We start from the raw sequence: 14,884 nt of genomic DNA, 5'->3' as shown, positions 1-14,884 counted from the left end.
CTTGCCGCAAAAAGGACCGGCGGATGCGCGTTCGCACCGCCGGCAATCCCGTGTGCGCTTACATGCGGAAGTGCTCGCCCAGATAGACGCGCCGCACGCTTTCGTTCTCGATGATTTCGCTCGGCGCCCCGGCGGCCAGCACGCTGCCGTCGCTGATGATGTACGCGTGATCGCAGATGCCGAGCGTCTCGCGCACGTTGTGGTCGGTGATCAGTACGCCGATATTGCGCTGCTTCAGAAACTTGACGATTTTCTGGATTTCCAGCACCGCGATCGGGTCGACGCCCGCGAACGGCTCGTCGAGCAGAATGAAGCTCGGATTGGTGGCCAGCGCGCGGGCAATCTCGACCCGGCGACGCTCGCCGCCCGACAACGACAGCGCCGGGTTCTCGCGCAAGTGAGCAATTTGCAGCTCGTCGAGCAGGGCTTCGGTGCGGGCGGTGATGGTGTCTTTGCTGAGCCGCTTGCCGTTGTCTTCGTGCTGCAGTTCCAGCACCGCGCGAATATTCTGCTCGACGGTGAGCTTGCGGAACACCGACGCTTCCTGCGGCAGATACGACAGGCCGAGCGACGCGCGCTTGTGGATCGGCAGCAGGCTGATCGACTTGCCGTCCAGGTCGATTTCGCCTGCGTCGAGCGGCACGAGGCCGACGATCATATAGAACGAGGTCGTCTTGCCGGCGCCGTTGGGCCCGAGCAGACCGACCACTTCACCGCTTTTCACATCGAGCGATACGTCTTTGACGACAGTGCGCGAACCGTAGCGCTTCTTCAGATTCCGCACGACCAGTGAACTGCTGGTGCCGGCCGGCTTGCGATTGGGGAGGGACGCGGTGGTGCTCACTGATTCGGCGCTCCCTGGATCGTAGTGGACGGCGCGAGCGTGGCCGCCGCGCCGCTCGGCGCCGCCGCGGCATTGTTGCGCGGCGACAGCATCGCGCGCACGCGGCCGGTCGGGTTGCCCGGGCCGGCGACGTCCTTGCCTGCCTTCGCGGTATAGAAGTCGTTCTGGCCGTCATACGTGATGACGCTGCCGCGCACCTGGTCGATCACCGTCGACAGACCCTGCAGGCGGCGGACCGTCGCATTCGTGGTGAGCGTGGTCAGATCCTGCTTGCCGTCGTAGTCGATGCGGATCGCCGTGCCTTCGATGTATTCATCGAGACCTTCACGCTTCTGGCGGAAATACGACAGATTGCCGCCGCTCGACGTGCCGGTAGCGTACTGATAGCCCTGCGGGTCTTGCGTCACTTCGACACGATCGGCCTTGATCACGATCGTCCCCTTAGTGGCGACCACGTGGCCGGTGAAGATGTTGACCTGCTTGAGGTCGTCGTATGTCATGTTGTCCGCTTCGATGTTCAGCGGCTTGTCCTTGTCGGCTCGGTCCGCGTGCGCGAGCGGCGCGAAGCCGGCGAGCGGCAACGCGACGGCGAGCGCAGCGAGTCCGGCGCGGCACGCGGACAGGGTGCGCGAGCGGCCGGTAAAAAAACGGGGGAACGATTCGTTCATGCAGTCACGCCTGGAATGGATTACCCGGGTTACTTGGGCGAGCTGCCGCCGGCGTCGGACGAGATAATGGCGCCTCTCACGTTGCCGAACAGCTGCATCACCCGGGTGACGTTGTTGTAGTTCATGCCGCTGGCAGTCATCACCGACATGCCGCGCTGAAGTTTAACCGGCTTTTCGGTCTCGATCACATCGTCGTTGACCAGCACCCTAAAATGCTCCGAATCTGCCTGCATCCGCGGATCGCCGTTGCCCGGCGCCCGTAAAATGCGCGCGTTGCCATATAGATCGACAATCGACGCGTCGGCGTTCACCTTGCCGGTGTCGCCGGTGGCGGTGACGATCGGCTTGCCGGGTTGGAACGCGCGCATGGCCGGTTTGATCAGGTCGCTCAGTTCGTCGTCTTCGTAGTGGATCAGCGATTGGGCGGTCAGGCGGTATTGCGTCGCGCCGGACTGATCGAGTTCGGAAACCGAAAAGTTGTCCGCGAAGTAGTCCGGCGTGTGTCCCTTCGGACGGGGCGCGCCTTCGTTCTGCCGCGGCTGGGTGGCTTGTAACAGCCACCATGTGATACCGGCGAGTGCGGCCATCGCGACCAGCGGAATCAGCGAAGTCCAGCGAAACTGATTCATCCGACGAGGCCTCGCTGTTCGCCGCTGCAGGCAGCAGCGAGCAGTGCTTCGTACTTGTGCTGCGCGCGCAGCAACGTATCGCAGACTTCTCGCGCCGCGCCGTGACCGCCGCGCGCCTCGCTGACCCAATGGGCACGTGCGATCACTTCAGGATGCGAGTTGGCGGGCGCCGCCGCGAAGCCGACCTTCAGCATCACGGCGAGGTCGACCCAGTCGTCGCCCATGTAGCCGCATTCTTCCGCGGTGAGGCCGGTCTGCTGCAAAAGGTCCGCAAACGCCTGAGGTTTGTCCTGCACGCCCTGATACACGTGCACGATGTTCATTTCCTTCGCCCGCGCCGCGACGATGCCCGACTTGCGCCCGGTGATGATCGCCGTCTCGATGCCCGCCTGACGCAGCAGCTTCATGCCGTGGCCGTCCATCGAGTTGAAGCCCTTCATCGTGTCGCCTTCTGCCGTGAACAGCAGGCCGCCGTCGGTCAGCACGCCGTCGACGTCGAAAATCATCAGCTTCACGCGGCTTGCGCGTTCGGTAGCGGTAGGGGGCGCGATGGCCATCAGATCACCTTCTTCGAGAACAGGTCGTGCATGTTGAGTGCGCCGATCAGCTTGCCTGTTTCGTCGACGACCAGCATCTGATTGATGCGGTGGCGCTCCATCAGTTCCACGGCTTCGACCGCGAGTCGATCCGGGCCGATGGTGCGCGGGCCGGCTGTCATTACCGAGGCGATCGACAACTGGCGGAAATCGCCATCGCGCTCGAGCACGCGGCGCAGGTCGCCGTCGGTGAAGATGCCCTCCACCCGGCCTTCCTCATCGACGATGGCGGTCATGCCCATGCGTTTCGCGGTCAACTGGAACAACGCGTCGCGCACCGTCGCCTCGGGCGTGACCTGCGGCAACTGGTCGCCGGTGCGCATCACGTCGCGCACATAGGTGAGCAGGCGCCGGCCGAGCGCGCCGCCCGGATGCGAACGCGCGAAATCGTCGCGGCCGAAGCCGCGCGCGTCGAGCACCGCGACCGCGAGCGCGTCGCCGAGCGCGAGCGCGGCGGTGGTGCTGGCGGTCGGCGCGAGATTCATCGGGCAGGCTTCTTTGGCGACGCCGGAATTCAGGTGCACGTCGGCCAGTTGTGCGAGACTCGACGACGGGCGTCCCGTCATCGCAATCAGCTTCGCCCCGATCCGCTTGATAAGCGGCAGGATCGCCACGAGTTCTTCGGTTTCGCCGGAGTTGGACAACGCGAGGAACACGTCGTCCGAGGTGACCATGCCGAGGTCGCCATGGCTCGCTTCGGCGGGGTGCACGAAGAACGCGGGGGTACCGGTGCTGGCCAGCGTGGCCGCGAGCTTGCGGGCCACGTGGCCGGATTTGCCGATGCCGGAAACGACCACGCGGCCACGGCAACCCAGGATGAAATCAACCGCCCCTACGAAGCCATCGTCGAGTTGGTCGCGAAGGGCCCGCACGGCGTCCGCTTCGATGTCGAGCACGTCGCGAGCGAGCGTCAGTGCCCGGTCGCCATTGATTTTCGCTATCATTCGCGGAGTATAGCAAAGGCGCCGTTCGCCGCGCCGGGCCTGCTGTGCCAAGCCGCTGCCATCGACAGCCCTTTTTCGGCCTTTTTGCCGGCCCCTCAACCTCGCCGCACGGCGTTTTGCGTGCACGGTTCCGCTGACGAACGAGGACGCTTCACCCATGCGTTTTTGCCGATGATTTCCCCGCTCGAGATGACGTTGTTCCTGCTGCTGGCATCAGTGGCGGGCGTGGTGGTATTCCGCTTTCTGAATCTTCCGCCGATGCTCGGCTATCTGACAGTCGGCATCGTCGTCGGGCCGAACGCGTTCGGACTGATTCCCGACTCGGCGGGTGCGCAGAACCTCGCCGAGTTCGGCGTCGTGTTCCTGATGTTCTCGATCGGGCTGGAGTTTTCGCTCGCCAAGCTGCGCGCGATGCATCGGCTCGTGTTCGGCCTCGGCCTGTTGCAGGTGCTCGGCACGATCGCGGTGGCGGTGGCGCTCGGCTTCGTGCTGGAGCGCTGGGTGCATATCTCGTGGCAGGCGAGCGTAGCGCTCGGCGGGGCGCTCGCGATGTCATCTACCGCGATCGTCAGCAAGATGCTGGCGGAGCGGCTCGAAATCGAAACGGAGCACGGGCGCAACATCTTCGGCGTGCTGCTGTTCCAGGATCTGGCAGTGGTGCCGCTCCTGATCATCATCACGGCGCTTGGCGGCAAGTCGGAAGAACTGGTCGCCTCGCTCGGCGTCGCGGCGATCAAGATCGTCGTGGCGCTGGCTCTGCTGCTGATCGTCGGGCAGCGCTTCATGACGCGCTGGTTCAACGTGGTCGCGCGGCGCCGCTCGCAGGAACTGTTCATTCTCAATGTGCTGCTGGTGACGCTCGGCGCCGCGTTCATCACGGACAAATTCGGGCTGTCGCTCGCGCTCGGCGCGTTCATCGCCGGCATGCTGATCGCCGAAACGCCGTACCGGCATCAGGTGGAAGAGGACATCAAGCCGTTTCGCGACGTGCTGCTCGGCCTGTTCTTCATCACCACCGGCATGCTGTTGAATCCGACCGTGATCTGGGAACATCCGCTGATCGTGCTCGGCTTCCTGATCGGCCCGCTTCTGCTGAAGGCGGTGATGATCACGGCCCTCGCGCGGCTGTTCGGCGCGACGCCGGGCGTCGCGATGCGCACCGGTATCGGCCTCGCGCAAGCCGGCGAGTTCGGCTTCGTGCTGCTGAACCTGATTCTCGACCGGCATCTGGTCGACGCCACGCTGCTGCAGGCGATTCTCGCGGCGATGCTGCTGTCGATGCTGGCTGCGCCCTTCCTGATCCAGAACGCCGACCGTATCGTGCTACGGCTGTCGTCGACCGAATGGATGATGCAGTCGTTGCAGATGACGCGCATCGCGACGCAAAGCCTGAAGCAGAGCGGCCACGTGATCATCTGCGGTTACGGCCGGGCTGGGCAGAACCTGGCGCGCATGCTGGAGCACGAAGGCCTCTCGTACGTCGCGCTGGATCTCGACCCCGATCGCGTCGCGGCGGCCGCGGCCGCCGGTGAGTCGGTCGTGTTCGGCGACGCCGGAAGGCGCGAGTCGTTGCTCGCCGCCGGTGTGCACCGCGCGGCCGCGGTCGCGATCACGTACGCGAACACGCCGTCGGCATTGCGCGTGCTCCACAACATTCACGAGGAAGAACCGACGCTGCCGGTGATCGTGCGCACCGTCGACGACGCCGACCTCGAGAAGCTGCTGGCCGCCGGCGCGACCGAAGTGATTCCGGAAATCGTCGAGGGCAGTCTGATGCTGGCCTCGCACACGCTGGTGGTGATGGGCGTGCCGATGCGGCGCGTGGTGCGGCGGGTCGAGGAGATGCGCGACGAACGCTATGCGCTGCTGCGCGGCTATTTCCACGGCGCGGACGACGTCGATGACGACGACGGCCACGAACAGGTGCGGCTACAATCGGTGCCGGTCGACGCCAACGCGGACGCGGTGGGTCGCACGCTCGCCGAACTGGGCCTGTTGGATCTGGGCGTGGACGTGACGGCGATACGCCGGCACGGCATTCGCGGCGTCGAGCCGGACCCGTCCACCAAGCTGCGGGCGAGCGACATCGTGGTATTGCGCGGTCTGCCCGAGCAATTGGCGCAAGCGGAGGAGCGGCTCTCGAAGCACCGTCGAGCGGGGGCGGCTGCGGCGTAGGCCGGCGCTCGGGGCGCATGCGCGCGGCGGGACGCCGCGCCGCAAGGCACAAGCTGTGAGCCGCCAGCCCTTATGCCGCTCAGATTCAGTTTTTCATCGGACCTGCCGAGGTCCATCCGGAGACATCATGTCCAACGCGCTTGTCGGCGCGCCGCTCGATGCGGCCGATTACATCAAAAGCCACATTCGCACGGTGCCCGACTGGCCGCAGCCGGGCGTGCAGTTTCGCGACATCACGCCGCTCTTGCAGGAGCCGAAGTCGCTGCGCGTGCTGATCGACCTGTTCGTGCAGCGCTATTTCGACGCGCAGCTCGACTACGTCGCCGGGCTCGATGCGCGCGGCTTCATCTTCGGGCCGATTCTCGCGTACGAGTTGAACATCGGTTTCATTCCGATCCGCAAGGTGGGCAAACTGCCGTATAAGCGGCTCTCGCAGTCGTACGAACTCGAATACGGCACCGCGACCGTCGAGATTCACGAAGATGCGTGCAAGCCCGGTGACCGGGTCGTGCTCATCGACGATCTGATCGCCACCGGCGGCACGATGATGGCCGGCAAGCTTCTGCTCGAGCGGCTCGGCGCGGTCGTCGTGGAAGGCGCGGCGATCGTCGATCTGCCCGAACTCGGCGGCTCGAAGCTGCTGCGCGAGGCCGGCCTCGCAATCTACACCGCGACGCGCTTCGAAGGTCATTGAGCGCGCGCGTAGCCGCCGCTGTTCGCCGCACTTCGCCGCACAACAAGAAGGTAACGACGATGCCCAACTTCCTGCTGTTTCTCGCCACGTCGATTGCGATTACCGTGGCGCCCGGCCCCGACAACCTGCAAGTGCTCGCGCGCGGCATCTCGCAGGGCCGCGCGGCGGGTCTCGTCGCCGCGCTAGGCTTCGCGGCCGGCATTACGTTTCACACGACACTGGCCGCGCTCGGCGTTGCCGCGTTGCTGCGTTCGTCGCCGCTTGCGTTCGAAGCGATCAAGCTGGCCGGCGCCGCCTATCTGATCTGGATCGGCGTCAAGGCGCTGCGCAGCCAAGGCCTCGCGACCGCGCATCAGCGCGCGCCGCAGCCGTTGACGACGGTGTTTCGCCAGAGCGTGCTCGGCAATCTGCTGAATCCAAAGGTGACGCTGTTCTTCGTCGTGTTCCTGCCGCAGTTCGTGCAGCCGCACGGCGCGCAAAGCGTCACGGTGCAGATGCTCGAACTCGGCGTGCTGTTCATGTTGCAGACGGTCGTGGTGTTTTCGCTGTTCGGCGTGTGCGCGGGAATCATCGGTGGCTGGCTCAAGCGTCGGCCGCGAGTGGGCGTGTGGCTCGATCGCCTCGCCGGGGCGACGTTCATCGCCATCGGGATTCGCGTGGCGCTGCGTGACTGACCCGACCCTGTGACCGACCGCGCGTTCGCCATTCACCGGCCGCCTCTGGCGCACCGTTCAGTTTGGAGTTCTGGATGACATTGCCTTGCATCACTGCCGCGCGCCGCTTCGATGCGGCTGCGCACCTGCCGTTCTGGATCGGCGCCGAACAGGTCGGCTGGATCCGTGCGAGCGACGTGCCCCTGCTCACGCGCTGGCCCGACGTGTTCGACATCGATAGCAATAGCGGACACGCTCTCGTGGTCCTCGCGGCCGCGTTCGATACCGTCGATCTGCGCAGCGCGGCGCTCGGCTCCGTGATCGGCGCGCTCGCCGCGGAAGGCCGCATTCCCGGCTGGCGCGACGAGACCTACGCGATCCGCAATGCGTTCGACGCGCCGCCGCTCGCTTACATCGAGCGCGCGGCGTCGCGCTTCTTCGGCACGATGACCTACGCGGTGCATCTGAACGGCGTCGTAGAATACGCAGATGGCGCGCAGAAGGGCGCGCCGCAATTGTGGATCGCGCGCCGCAGCGACACCAAGGCGACCGACCCCGGCATGCTCGACAATGTCGTCGCGGGCGGGATCGGCTGGGGCTTCGGCATCGAGGCGACGATCATCAAGGAATGCTGGGAAGAAGCCGGCATCCCCGAGGAAATCGCCGCGCGCGCCGTCGCCGGGCGCACCGCGCATGTGCTGCAATCGCTGCCGGAAGGCACGCAGGCCGAGCAAATTTTCATCTACGACCTCGCGCTGCCGGCCGATTTCGCGCCGCGCAATCAGGACGGCGAAGTGGGCGAGCACCGGCTCGCACGCATCGACGAAGTGGCGCGCTGGATCGAGGAGGGCGCGATGACGGTGGACGCGAGTCTCGCCACGCTGGATTGCCTGCTGCGCCGCCGCTGGCTCGATGAAGAGGCGTGCGCCGGCATCGAAGCGTTGTTCGCGCCGCCGGCGCTTGCGTAGACACCGGCTTTGACAGCCGCAGCGCCGGCAGGACGAACACCCCGAAGCACGCAGCATCGAGCCGTACAGACTGAACAAACTACGCATTGAAGAAGGGAGTCACCCAGGTCATGTCGACCGATCACAGCTTTATCCTCAAACTGTCGTGCGCCGACCGGCCCGGCATCGTTCACGCAGTGTCGGGCTTTCTGTTCGAGCGTGGCAGCAATATTCTCGACTCCGCGCAGTTCGGCGACAGCGGCACCGGCGAGTTCTTCATGCGCGTGCATTTTCAGCAGGTGGGCGGCGATCCGGGCCTGGAGGCGTTGCGCGCGTCGTTCACGGAACTCGCCGAACAGTTCGGCATGCGCTGGGAACTGCATGATGCGTCGGTGAAGCCGCGCGTGGTGATCATGGTGTCGAAGATTGGACACTGCCTGAACGATCTGCTGTTCCGCTATCGTACCGGCCAGTTGAACATCGAGATTCCGGCGATCATCTCGAATCACAAGGAGTTTTATCAACTCGCCGCGAGCTACGACATTCCGTTTCATCACTTCCCGCTGCTGGGCGGCACGCCCGACGCGAAGGCCGCGCAGGAAGCGCGCGTGCTCGAAGTGATCGACGAGCATCAGGCGGATCTGGTGGTGCTCGCGCGCTACATGCAGATTCTGTCGCCGAAGCTGTGCGAAGCACTGGCTGGCCGTGCGATCAACATTCACCACTCGTTCCTGCCGAGCTTCAAGGGCGCGAAGCCGTATTACCAGGCTTTCGACCGCGGCGTGAAGCTGATCGGCGCGACCGCGCATTACGTGACGACGGATCTCGACGAAGGTCCGATCATCGAGCAGGAAGTCGAGCGCGTCGACCACAGCATGACGCCGGAGCAATTGACGGCGATTGGCCGCGACGTCGAATGCGTGACGCTCGCGCGTGCGGTGAAATGGCACGTCGAGCATCGCGTCGTGTTGAACGGCAGTAAGACGGTGGTGTTCCGGTAAAAGCGATCGAGGCGTTCAGGCGCCCACGGCTGCGTAGCGGGCGGCGACGATAGTCCTCGTGCCGCCGCCGCAAAATGCGCCGCGCGAAGCCGCCGGCGCAAGCTCCTTCCCCTACGACCGCGCCGCCGACCCGCGCGCGTCGCGCGCGAGACCGGCGTTCTGCGCCGAACGGCGGCGCGCATTCAGCTTCTTCAGCCAGATCAGCAGGCCCGTCGCGCTCAGCACAGCGACCGCGATGCCCATTGCGCTGATCAGAATCCGTCCGCCGAGTCCGAGGATGCGCCCCGAGTGCAGCGGGAATTGCACTTGCATGAAGATGTCGCCCGCGGTGCCCTTGCCTGGAATCGTTTTGCCGAGCGGCTTGCCGGTGGCGGCGTCCCAATACATCCATGGGTTGCCGAGGCCGATGTCGCCGTGATCGTTGCCGGGCGCGTAGAAGCCCACGCCATACGCGTGCAGGAACTCGGCGTAATAGATGCCGCCTGGCGGCGCGGCGAGGTTCATCGACTTGCCGGCCTGCTCGGCCAGTTTGAAGATCTGTTCACGGCTCAATACCTGATCGCCGGGTTGCGGGGCGCGCAGGATTTCAGGGTTGTTGATCGGGTCCTGCGTGAGCGTCGAGAGCATCGAGACGACTGGGCGCACCACCGGCCTCGACAGATTCATCGAGATCGACGTCAGCGCGATGACCATCAGCAGGCCCCAGATCCAGACGCCGCCGGAGCGGTGCAGGTCGAAGGTGAGCGCATAGCCGCCGCGTTTCAGACGAAACGCGAACGACTTGCGCCACGCCTTGACGCCCGGGAACGACAGCACGAGGGCAATCACGCTGTCGAACAGCCACACGATGCCGACGATGCCCATCAACCACGTGCCGGTATCGATACCGCCGGTGAACGGCAGATGCAGCGTGTAGTGCAGCTTATAGATGAACGGAATCAGATTGATCCGCGCGAGCGATACGGCGCCCCACTCGCGACGTCCCTGGATCTCGCCAGTGGCTGGATCGACGGCGATCTGATTGAAATCGAGCGGGTAGGGCTGTTTCGTGGCCGGGTTGATGCGCGGCAGCACCATCATCTGCAGCGAGTGGCCGGGCTCGGCGGTTAGCGGCAAATAGGTCACCTGAAGCCGCGGGTCGGCGGCTTCCACTCGGCGGCCCAGTTCCAGCCCCGACAGCGCCGGAGCATCCGTGCGGGCTTTGAAGAACGATGGATTCAGCGCGGCATCGAGTTCATGGTCCCACGCGATGATCGCGCCGGTCAGGCCGGCGACGAACAGAAACAGCGCGGTGGCGACCCCGAACCACCGGTGCAGGCGGACGAGCTGGCGCCTCATGCGCGATCCGGCACGAGGGGGAGGAAAAGCTGGGCGGGCGTCACGGCGTAAGCGATATGCGAATGGGAATTGTTCGCATCTTAGGGGCTTGCGCAAACTACCGCAAGTTCCTCGTGCAGCGGCGAGCGCGGGCGCTTGATGGGGTCAAAGGAAAAAGACCAAAAAAACGGCACCGAAGTGCCGTTTTTTGCTTGCCCGACCGGGCGCCCGTGACTCGTCCGGAATTCACACCAGCCGCAGGTAGATCAATTCCCGCTTGATGTACGCATAGAAGATCGGCGCCGCGATCACGCCGGGGATGCCGAACGCGGCTTCCATCACGAGCATCGCGATCAGCAGTTCCCACGCGCGCGCCTCGATCTGTCCGCCGACGATGCGCGCATTCAGGAAATACTCCAGCTTGTGAATCAGGATCAGGAACACGAGCGACATGACCGCCGCCGGGAAACTCACCGACAGCGCCACCGCGACGATGATCGTGTTCGAGATCAGGTTGCCGATCACCGGCAGCAAACCGACGATGAACGTCACCAGCACCAGCGTTTTCGACAGCGGCAACTGGTCGTGGAAGATCGGTAGCACCACCAGCAGGAAGATGGCGGTGAAGACCGAGTTGAGCGCGGAAATCTTCACCTGGGCGAACACGATGCGGCGAAACGCATCGGCGAAACGGGTCACGCGCGTGATGAAGGCCGTGGACAGCGGCAGCCGGTGCATATGCTTCTGCGCGCCGACCGCGATGATCGCGCCGATGATCATGCCGATCAGGATGTGCGTGAAGCCACGCGCCGCGATCGTGCCGCTTTGCTGCAGCATGTTCGCGTGCGTGTGCATCAGCTCTTCGGCCTGGGCCTTCATCTGCTCGGTGTCGACCGGCAGCGAATTGGCGATGAATTGCGGAATCCGGCCGCGCGCCTGGTGAATCAGCTGCATGGCCTGATCGAGCAGGGACTGCACGCTCGGCACGTCGTTCTCGAAATGCTCGATGATGCCGAGCGTAAGCCCGGTCAGCGCCCCCACGATCACCACCGACAGGATCACCACCGCGAGCCAGCGCGCCCGCATGCTCGACATGTGGCGCTCGATGCGCGGCGCGATCGTATGCACGAGCTGAAACACCAGCAGCCCGGCGAGCAACGCGCCGAGCAGCTTCAGTGCGATGACCGCCCACATGCCGGCCAGCATCAGAACGTAACTGCCGATTTCGACCGCCGACAGCTTCGGCAGGCTCATGTCGCTAGTCAGCCTGACCGGGCGTGGGCGTAGGTCCTGCACTTGCCCGTCGTCGCGCGCCTGATTCCGCTTGGCCATGGCTTATCCCGTCTCCCACCCTTGTTGTGCAGCGTTACTTTGTGCTGGCCGCCCGCTTGAGCAGCGGCGCCAGATACTTGCCGGTAAAACTTGCCTTCGACTTCGCGACCTGCTCCGGCGTGCCTTGAGCGATGATCTGCCCGCCGCCCGCACCGCCTTCGGGACCGAGGTCGATGACCCAGTCGGCGGTTTTAATTACATCGAGATTATGCTCGATGATCACGACGGTATTACCCTGGTCGCGTAACCGGTGGATTACTTCCAGCAGCAGCGCAATGTCATGAAAGTGCAGACCGGTGGTCGGCTCGTCAAGAATGTACAGCGTGCGACCCGTGTCACGCTTGCTCAGTTCCAAAGATAGTTTGACGCGCTGCGCCTCCCCGCCCGACAGTGTAGTGGCCGACTGGCCCAGCCGGATATAGCCCAGACCGACGTCCAGCAGGGTTTTGAGCTTGCGCGCGACGACCGGAACCGGCTTGAAGAACTCGTAGGCGTTCTCCACCGTCATGTCGAGCACTTCGCTGATGTTTTTGCCTTTGTACTGGACGTCCAGCGTTTCGCGGTTGTAGCGCTTGCCGTGGCAGACGTCGCACGGTACGTACACGTCCGGCAAGAAGTGCATTTCCACCTTGAGCACGCCGTCGCCCTGACAGGATTCGCAGCGCCCGCCCTTCACGTTGAACGAGAAGCGGCCCGGATCGTAGCCGCGTTCCTTGGCGGCCGGCACGCCCGCGAACAGCTCGCGGATCGGCGTGAACAGTCCCGTGTAGGTGGCCGGGTTCGAGCGCGGCGTGCGGCCGATCGGCGACTGGTCGACGTTGATGACCTTGTCGAAATGCTCGAGGCCTTCGATCGACTCGTACGGCGCCGGCTCCGCGGCCGAGCCGTACAGGTGATGCGCGACCGCGTGATACAGCGTGTCGTTGATCAGTGTCGACTTGCCCGAACCGGACACGCCGGTCACGCAGGTCAGCAGCCCGACCGGCAGATCCAGCGATACGTGCTGCAGATTGTTGCCGTATGCCTCGACGATGCGCAGACGCCGCTCGTCGGGCGCCTTGCGCTCGTCGGGGAATTCGATGTTGCGCGCACCGGACATGTACTGGCCGGTCATCGACGCCGCGTTCGCCTGCACCTGTTTGGGCGTGCCCTCGGCGATCACCATGCCACCGTGCTCGCCCGCGCCGGGGCCCATGTCGACCACGTAGTCGGCCATGCGGATCATGTCCTCGTCGTGTTCGACGACGATCACCGAGTTGCCGAGATCGCGCAGATGCTTGAGCGTGGCGATCAGCCGGTCGTTGTCGCGCTGATGCAGGCCGATCGACGGCTCGTCGAGCACATACATCACCCCGGTCAGCCCGGAACCGATCTGCGACGCGAGGCGAATCCGTTGCGCCTCGCCGCCCGACAGCGTTTCCGCGCTGCGTTCCAGCGACAGGTAATCGAGCCCGACGTTGTTCAGGAACATCAGCCGCGCGACGATTTCCTTCACGACCTTGTCGGCGATCTCGCGCTTCGAGCCTTCCAGCCGCAGCGTCTGGAAATAGCCGAGCGCATCGCGCAACGGCCAGCCGCTGATTTCGAAGATGCCGCGCGCGTCGCCGTCCGCGCCGATCCGCACGAAGCGCGCTTCGCGGCGCAGTCGCGTGCCGGCGCAGGCCGGGCACGGCTGATTGTTCTGATACTTGGCGAGTTCTTCGCGCACCGCGACCGAATCGGTCTCGCGGTAACGCCGCTCCAGATTCGGGATGATGCCTTCGAATACATGCTCGCGCACCGACGTGCGGCCGCGTTCGTTGATGTACGAGAACGGAATCTCCTGCTTGCCCGAACCGAACAGCAGGATCTTGCGGACTTTCTCCGGCAGATCTTCGACGGCGGTGTCGATGTCGAACTCATAGAATGCCGCGAGGCTTTGCAGCATCTGGAAGTAGAACTGGTTGCGCCGGTCCCAGCCCTTCACCGCGCCCGCCGCGAGCGACAGCGACGGATGCGCGACCACCCGCTTCGGATCGAAGAAGGTGATCTGGCCGAGGCCGTCGCAGTCCGGGCACGCGCCCATCGGGTTGTTGAACGAGAACAGCCGCGGCTCCAGTTCCTGCAACGAATACGAGCAGATCGGGCAGGCGAACTTCGAACTGAACAGATGCTCCTTGTCCGTATCCATTTCGAGCGCGATCGCGCGGCCGTCTGCCAGACGCAGCGCCGTCTCGAACGACTCGGCGAGCCGCTGCTTCATGTCCGGGCGCACTTTCAGACGGTCGACGACGACGTCGATCGTGTGCTTGTCGTTCTTTTTCAGCTTCGGCAGCGAGTCGACTTCGTAGATCTTCGCGACGCCTTCATTGGCAGTGCCGCCGCCCGAGCGCACGCGGAAACGGATGAAGCCTTGCGCCTGCATTTCCTCGAACAGTTCGACGTGCTCGCCTTTACGGTCCGCCACGACAGGCGCGAGGATCATCAGCCTGGTCTCTTCCGGCAGCGCGAGCGCCGCATCGACCATTTGCGACACGCTTTGCGCTTCGAGCGGAATCTCGTGATCGGGGCAATAAGGCGTGCCGACCCGCGCGAACAGCAACCGCAGATAGTCGTGAATTTCGGTGACGGTGCCGACCGTGGAGCGCGGATTGTGCGAGGTCGCTTTTTGTTCGATCGAGATTGCCGGCGACAGACCTTCGATCAGATCGACGTCCGGCTTTTCCATCAATTGAAGAAACTGGCGCGCATAGGCGGAGAGGCTTTCGACGTAGCGCCGCTGTCCTTCCGCATAGAGCGTGTCGAACGCCAGCGACGATTTGCCCGAGCCGGAAAGGCCCGTAATGACGACGAGCTTGTGACGGGGTAGGTCTAGATTGACGTTCTTCAAGTTGTGGGTGCGAGCCCCACGAATACGGATTTGTTCCACGGATTTATTCCATGAACTGGCGGAAAGAGGAAAAGGCTAAACCTGCTACTATAACGACTTTCAAGGCCGTCGTTACGGCTTCCTGACAGCGCGAATCACGCGCGAGGCAAGCTGTAAGGGTGCGGTTTCGCGCCGCGGGGAAGGGGTTTAACTGGGGCCGTTTTCCGCGAGTACAA

At 64.3% G+C, this 14,884-nt stretch carries 13 protein-coding genes; 5 read left to right on the top strand and 8 right to left on the bottom strand.

Annotated elements, in window-relative coordinates; genetic code table 11:
• Positions 1 to 58: 58 nt before the first annotated feature.
• The 5 genes from lptB to kdsD are packed head-to-tail and all read right to left on the bottom strand — an operon-like array spanning position 59 to position 3,681.
• Positions 59 to 844, bottom strand: a complete 786-nt coding sequence (lptB, locus tag HV770_RS25405) for an LPS export ABC transporter ATP-binding protein (protein WP_121316468.1) — start codon at positions 842 to 844, stop codon at positions 59 to 61.
• Positions 841 to 1,512, bottom strand: a complete 672-nt coding sequence (gene lptA / locus HV770_RS25400) for a lipopolysaccharide transport periplasmic protein LptA (RefSeq protein WP_175164158.1) — start codon at positions 1,510 to 1,512, stop codon at positions 841 to 843. Before lptA ends, lptB begins: the two co-directional genes overlap by 4 nt.
• Before the next feature lie 29 nt (positions 1,513 to 1,541).
• Positions 1,542 to 2,141 carry an LPS export ABC transporter periplasmic protein LptC gene (lptC, locus tag HV770_RS25395; protein ID WP_175164156.1) on the bottom strand — a complete coding sequence of 200 codons (600 nt, stop codon included), beginning with the start codon at positions 2,139 to 2,141 and terminating at the stop codon, positions 1,542 to 1,544.
• The gene (locus tag HV770_RS25390; protein ID WP_175164154.1) at positions 2,138 to 2,698 is read right to left on the bottom strand and encodes a KdsC family phosphatase; all 561 of its coding nucleotides are present in this window, start codon (positions 2,696 to 2,698) and stop codon (positions 2,138 to 2,140) included. The genes lptC and HV770_RS25390 overlap by 4 nt, the downstream gene beginning before the upstream one ends.
• Positions 2,698 to 3,681, bottom strand: a complete 984-nt coding sequence (gene kdsD / locus HV770_RS25385) for an arabinose 5-phosphate isomerase KdsD (RefSeq protein WP_175164152.1) — start codon at positions 3,679 to 3,681, stop codon at positions 2,698 to 2,700. The genes HV770_RS25390 and kdsD overlap by 1 nt, the downstream gene beginning before the upstream one ends.
• 171 nt (positions 3,682 to 3,852) lie before the next feature.
• Between kdsD and HV770_RS25380 the strand changes: the two genes are divergently transcribed.
• The 5 genes from HV770_RS25380 to purU all read left to right on the top strand — a co-directional run bounded on the left by HV770_RS25380 (position 3,853) and on the right by purU (position 9,151).
• Positions 3,853 to 5,856, top strand: a complete 2,004-nt coding sequence (locus tag HV770_RS25380; protein WP_175164416.1) for a monovalent cation:proton antiporter family protein — start codon at positions 3,853 to 3,855, stop codon at positions 5,854 to 5,856.
• Positions 5,857 to 5,983: 127 nt separating this feature from the next.
• Positions 5,984 to 6,550 carry an adenine phosphoribosyltransferase gene (locus HV770_RS25375; RefSeq protein WP_175164150.1) on the top strand — a complete coding sequence of 189 codons (567 nt, stop codon included), beginning with the start codon at positions 5,984 to 5,986 and terminating at the stop codon, positions 6,548 to 6,550.
• Between the two features lie 59 nt (positions 6,551 to 6,609).
• Entirely contained in the window at positions 6,610 to 7,224 is a 615-nt protein-coding gene (locus HV770_RS25370) for a LysE family translocator (protein ID WP_175164148.1), read from the top strand.
• Positions 7,225 to 7,298: 74 nt separating this feature from the next.
• Positions 7,299 to 8,171, top strand: a complete 873-nt coding sequence (locus tag HV770_RS25365; protein ID WP_175164146.1) for an NUDIX hydrolase — start codon at positions 7,299 to 7,301, stop codon at positions 8,169 to 8,171.
• A 110-nt stretch (positions 8,172 to 8,281) separates the two neighbouring features.
• Entirely contained in the window at positions 8,282 to 9,151 is an 870-nt protein-coding gene (gene purU / locus HV770_RS25360; protein ID WP_175164144.1) for a formyltetrahydrofolate deformylase, read from the top strand.
• Between the two features lie 111 nt (positions 9,152 to 9,262).
• On the opposite strand, the gene HV770_RS25355 is transcribed toward purU, so the two are convergent.
• The 3 genes from HV770_RS25355 to uvrA form a co-directional block, all read right to left on the bottom strand.
• Positions 9,263 to 10,489 (bottom strand): PepSY-associated TM helix domain-containing protein, encoded by a 1,227-nt coding sequence (locus tag HV770_RS25355; protein WP_175164142.1) that lies wholly within the window; start codon positions 10,487 to 10,489, stop codon positions 9,263 to 9,265.
• Between the two features lie 225 nt (positions 10,490 to 10,714).
• Positions 10,715 to 11,800 (bottom strand): AI-2E family transporter, encoded by a 1,086-nt coding sequence (locus HV770_RS25350; protein ID WP_175164140.1) that lies wholly within the window; start codon positions 11,798 to 11,800, stop codon positions 10,715 to 10,717.
• Positions 11,801 to 11,834: 34 nt separating this feature from the next.
• Positions 11,835 to 14,708 carry an excinuclease ABC subunit UvrA gene (uvrA, locus tag HV770_RS25345; RefSeq protein ID WP_175164138.1) on the bottom strand — a complete coding sequence of 958 codons (2,874 nt, stop codon included), beginning with the start codon at positions 14,706 to 14,708 and terminating at the stop codon, positions 11,835 to 11,837.
• Positions 14,709 to 14,884 lie beyond the last annotated feature (176 nt).

Origin of the sequence: Paraburkholderia fynbosensis (genome assembly GCF_902859935.1) — a bacterium.
GTDB classification, from domain to species: Bacteria; Pseudomonadota; Gammaproteobacteria; order Burkholderiales; family Burkholderiaceae; genus Paraburkholderia; species Paraburkholderia fynbosensis.
The sequence above is the reverse complement of the archived record's forward strand: the minus strand, read 5'-3'. Positions and strand labels throughout refer to the sequence as shown.

Coding starts and splice junctions, on each gene's coding strand:
- HV770_RS25380 (WP_175164416.1), top strand. CDS start 3,853: ATGATTTCCCCGCTCGAGATGACGTTGTTCCTGCTGCTGGCATCAGTG.
- HV770_RS25375 (WP_175164150.1), top strand. CDS start 5,984: ATGTCCAACGCGCTTGTCGGCGCGCCGCTCGATGCGGCCGATTACATC.
- purU (WP_175164144.1), top strand. CDS start 8,282: ATGTCGACCGATCACAGCTTTATCCTCAAACTGTCGTGCGCCGACCGG.
- HV770_RS25365 (WP_175164146.1), top strand. CDS start 7,299: ATGACATTGCCTTGCATCACTGCCGCGCGCCGCTTCGATGCGGCTGCG.
- HV770_RS25370 (WP_175164148.1), top strand. CDS start 6,610: ATGCCCAACTTCCTGCTGTTTCTCGCCACGTCGATTGCGATTACCGTG.
- lptC (WP_175164156.1), bottom strand. CDS start 2,141: ATGAATCAGTTTCGCTGGACTTCGCTGATTCCGCTGGTCGCGATGGCC.
- HV770_RS25355 (WP_175164142.1), bottom strand. CDS start 10,489: ATGAGGCGCCAGCTCGTCCGCCTGCACCGGTGGTTCGGGGTCGCCACC.
- lptA (WP_175164158.1), bottom strand. CDS start 1,512: ATGAACGAATCGTTCCCCCGTTTTTTTACCGGCCGCTCGCGCACCCTG.
- kdsD (WP_175164152.1), bottom strand. CDS start 3,681: ATGATAGCGAAAATCAATGGCGACCGGGCACTGACGCTCGCTCGCGAC.
- HV770_RS25390 (WP_175164154.1), bottom strand. CDS start 2,698: ATGGCCATCGCGCCCCCTACCGCTACCGAACGCGCAAGCCGCGTGAAG.
- HV770_RS25350 (WP_175164140.1), bottom strand. CDS start 11,800: ATGGCCAAGCGGAATCAGGCGCGCGACGACGGGCAAGTGCAGGACCTA.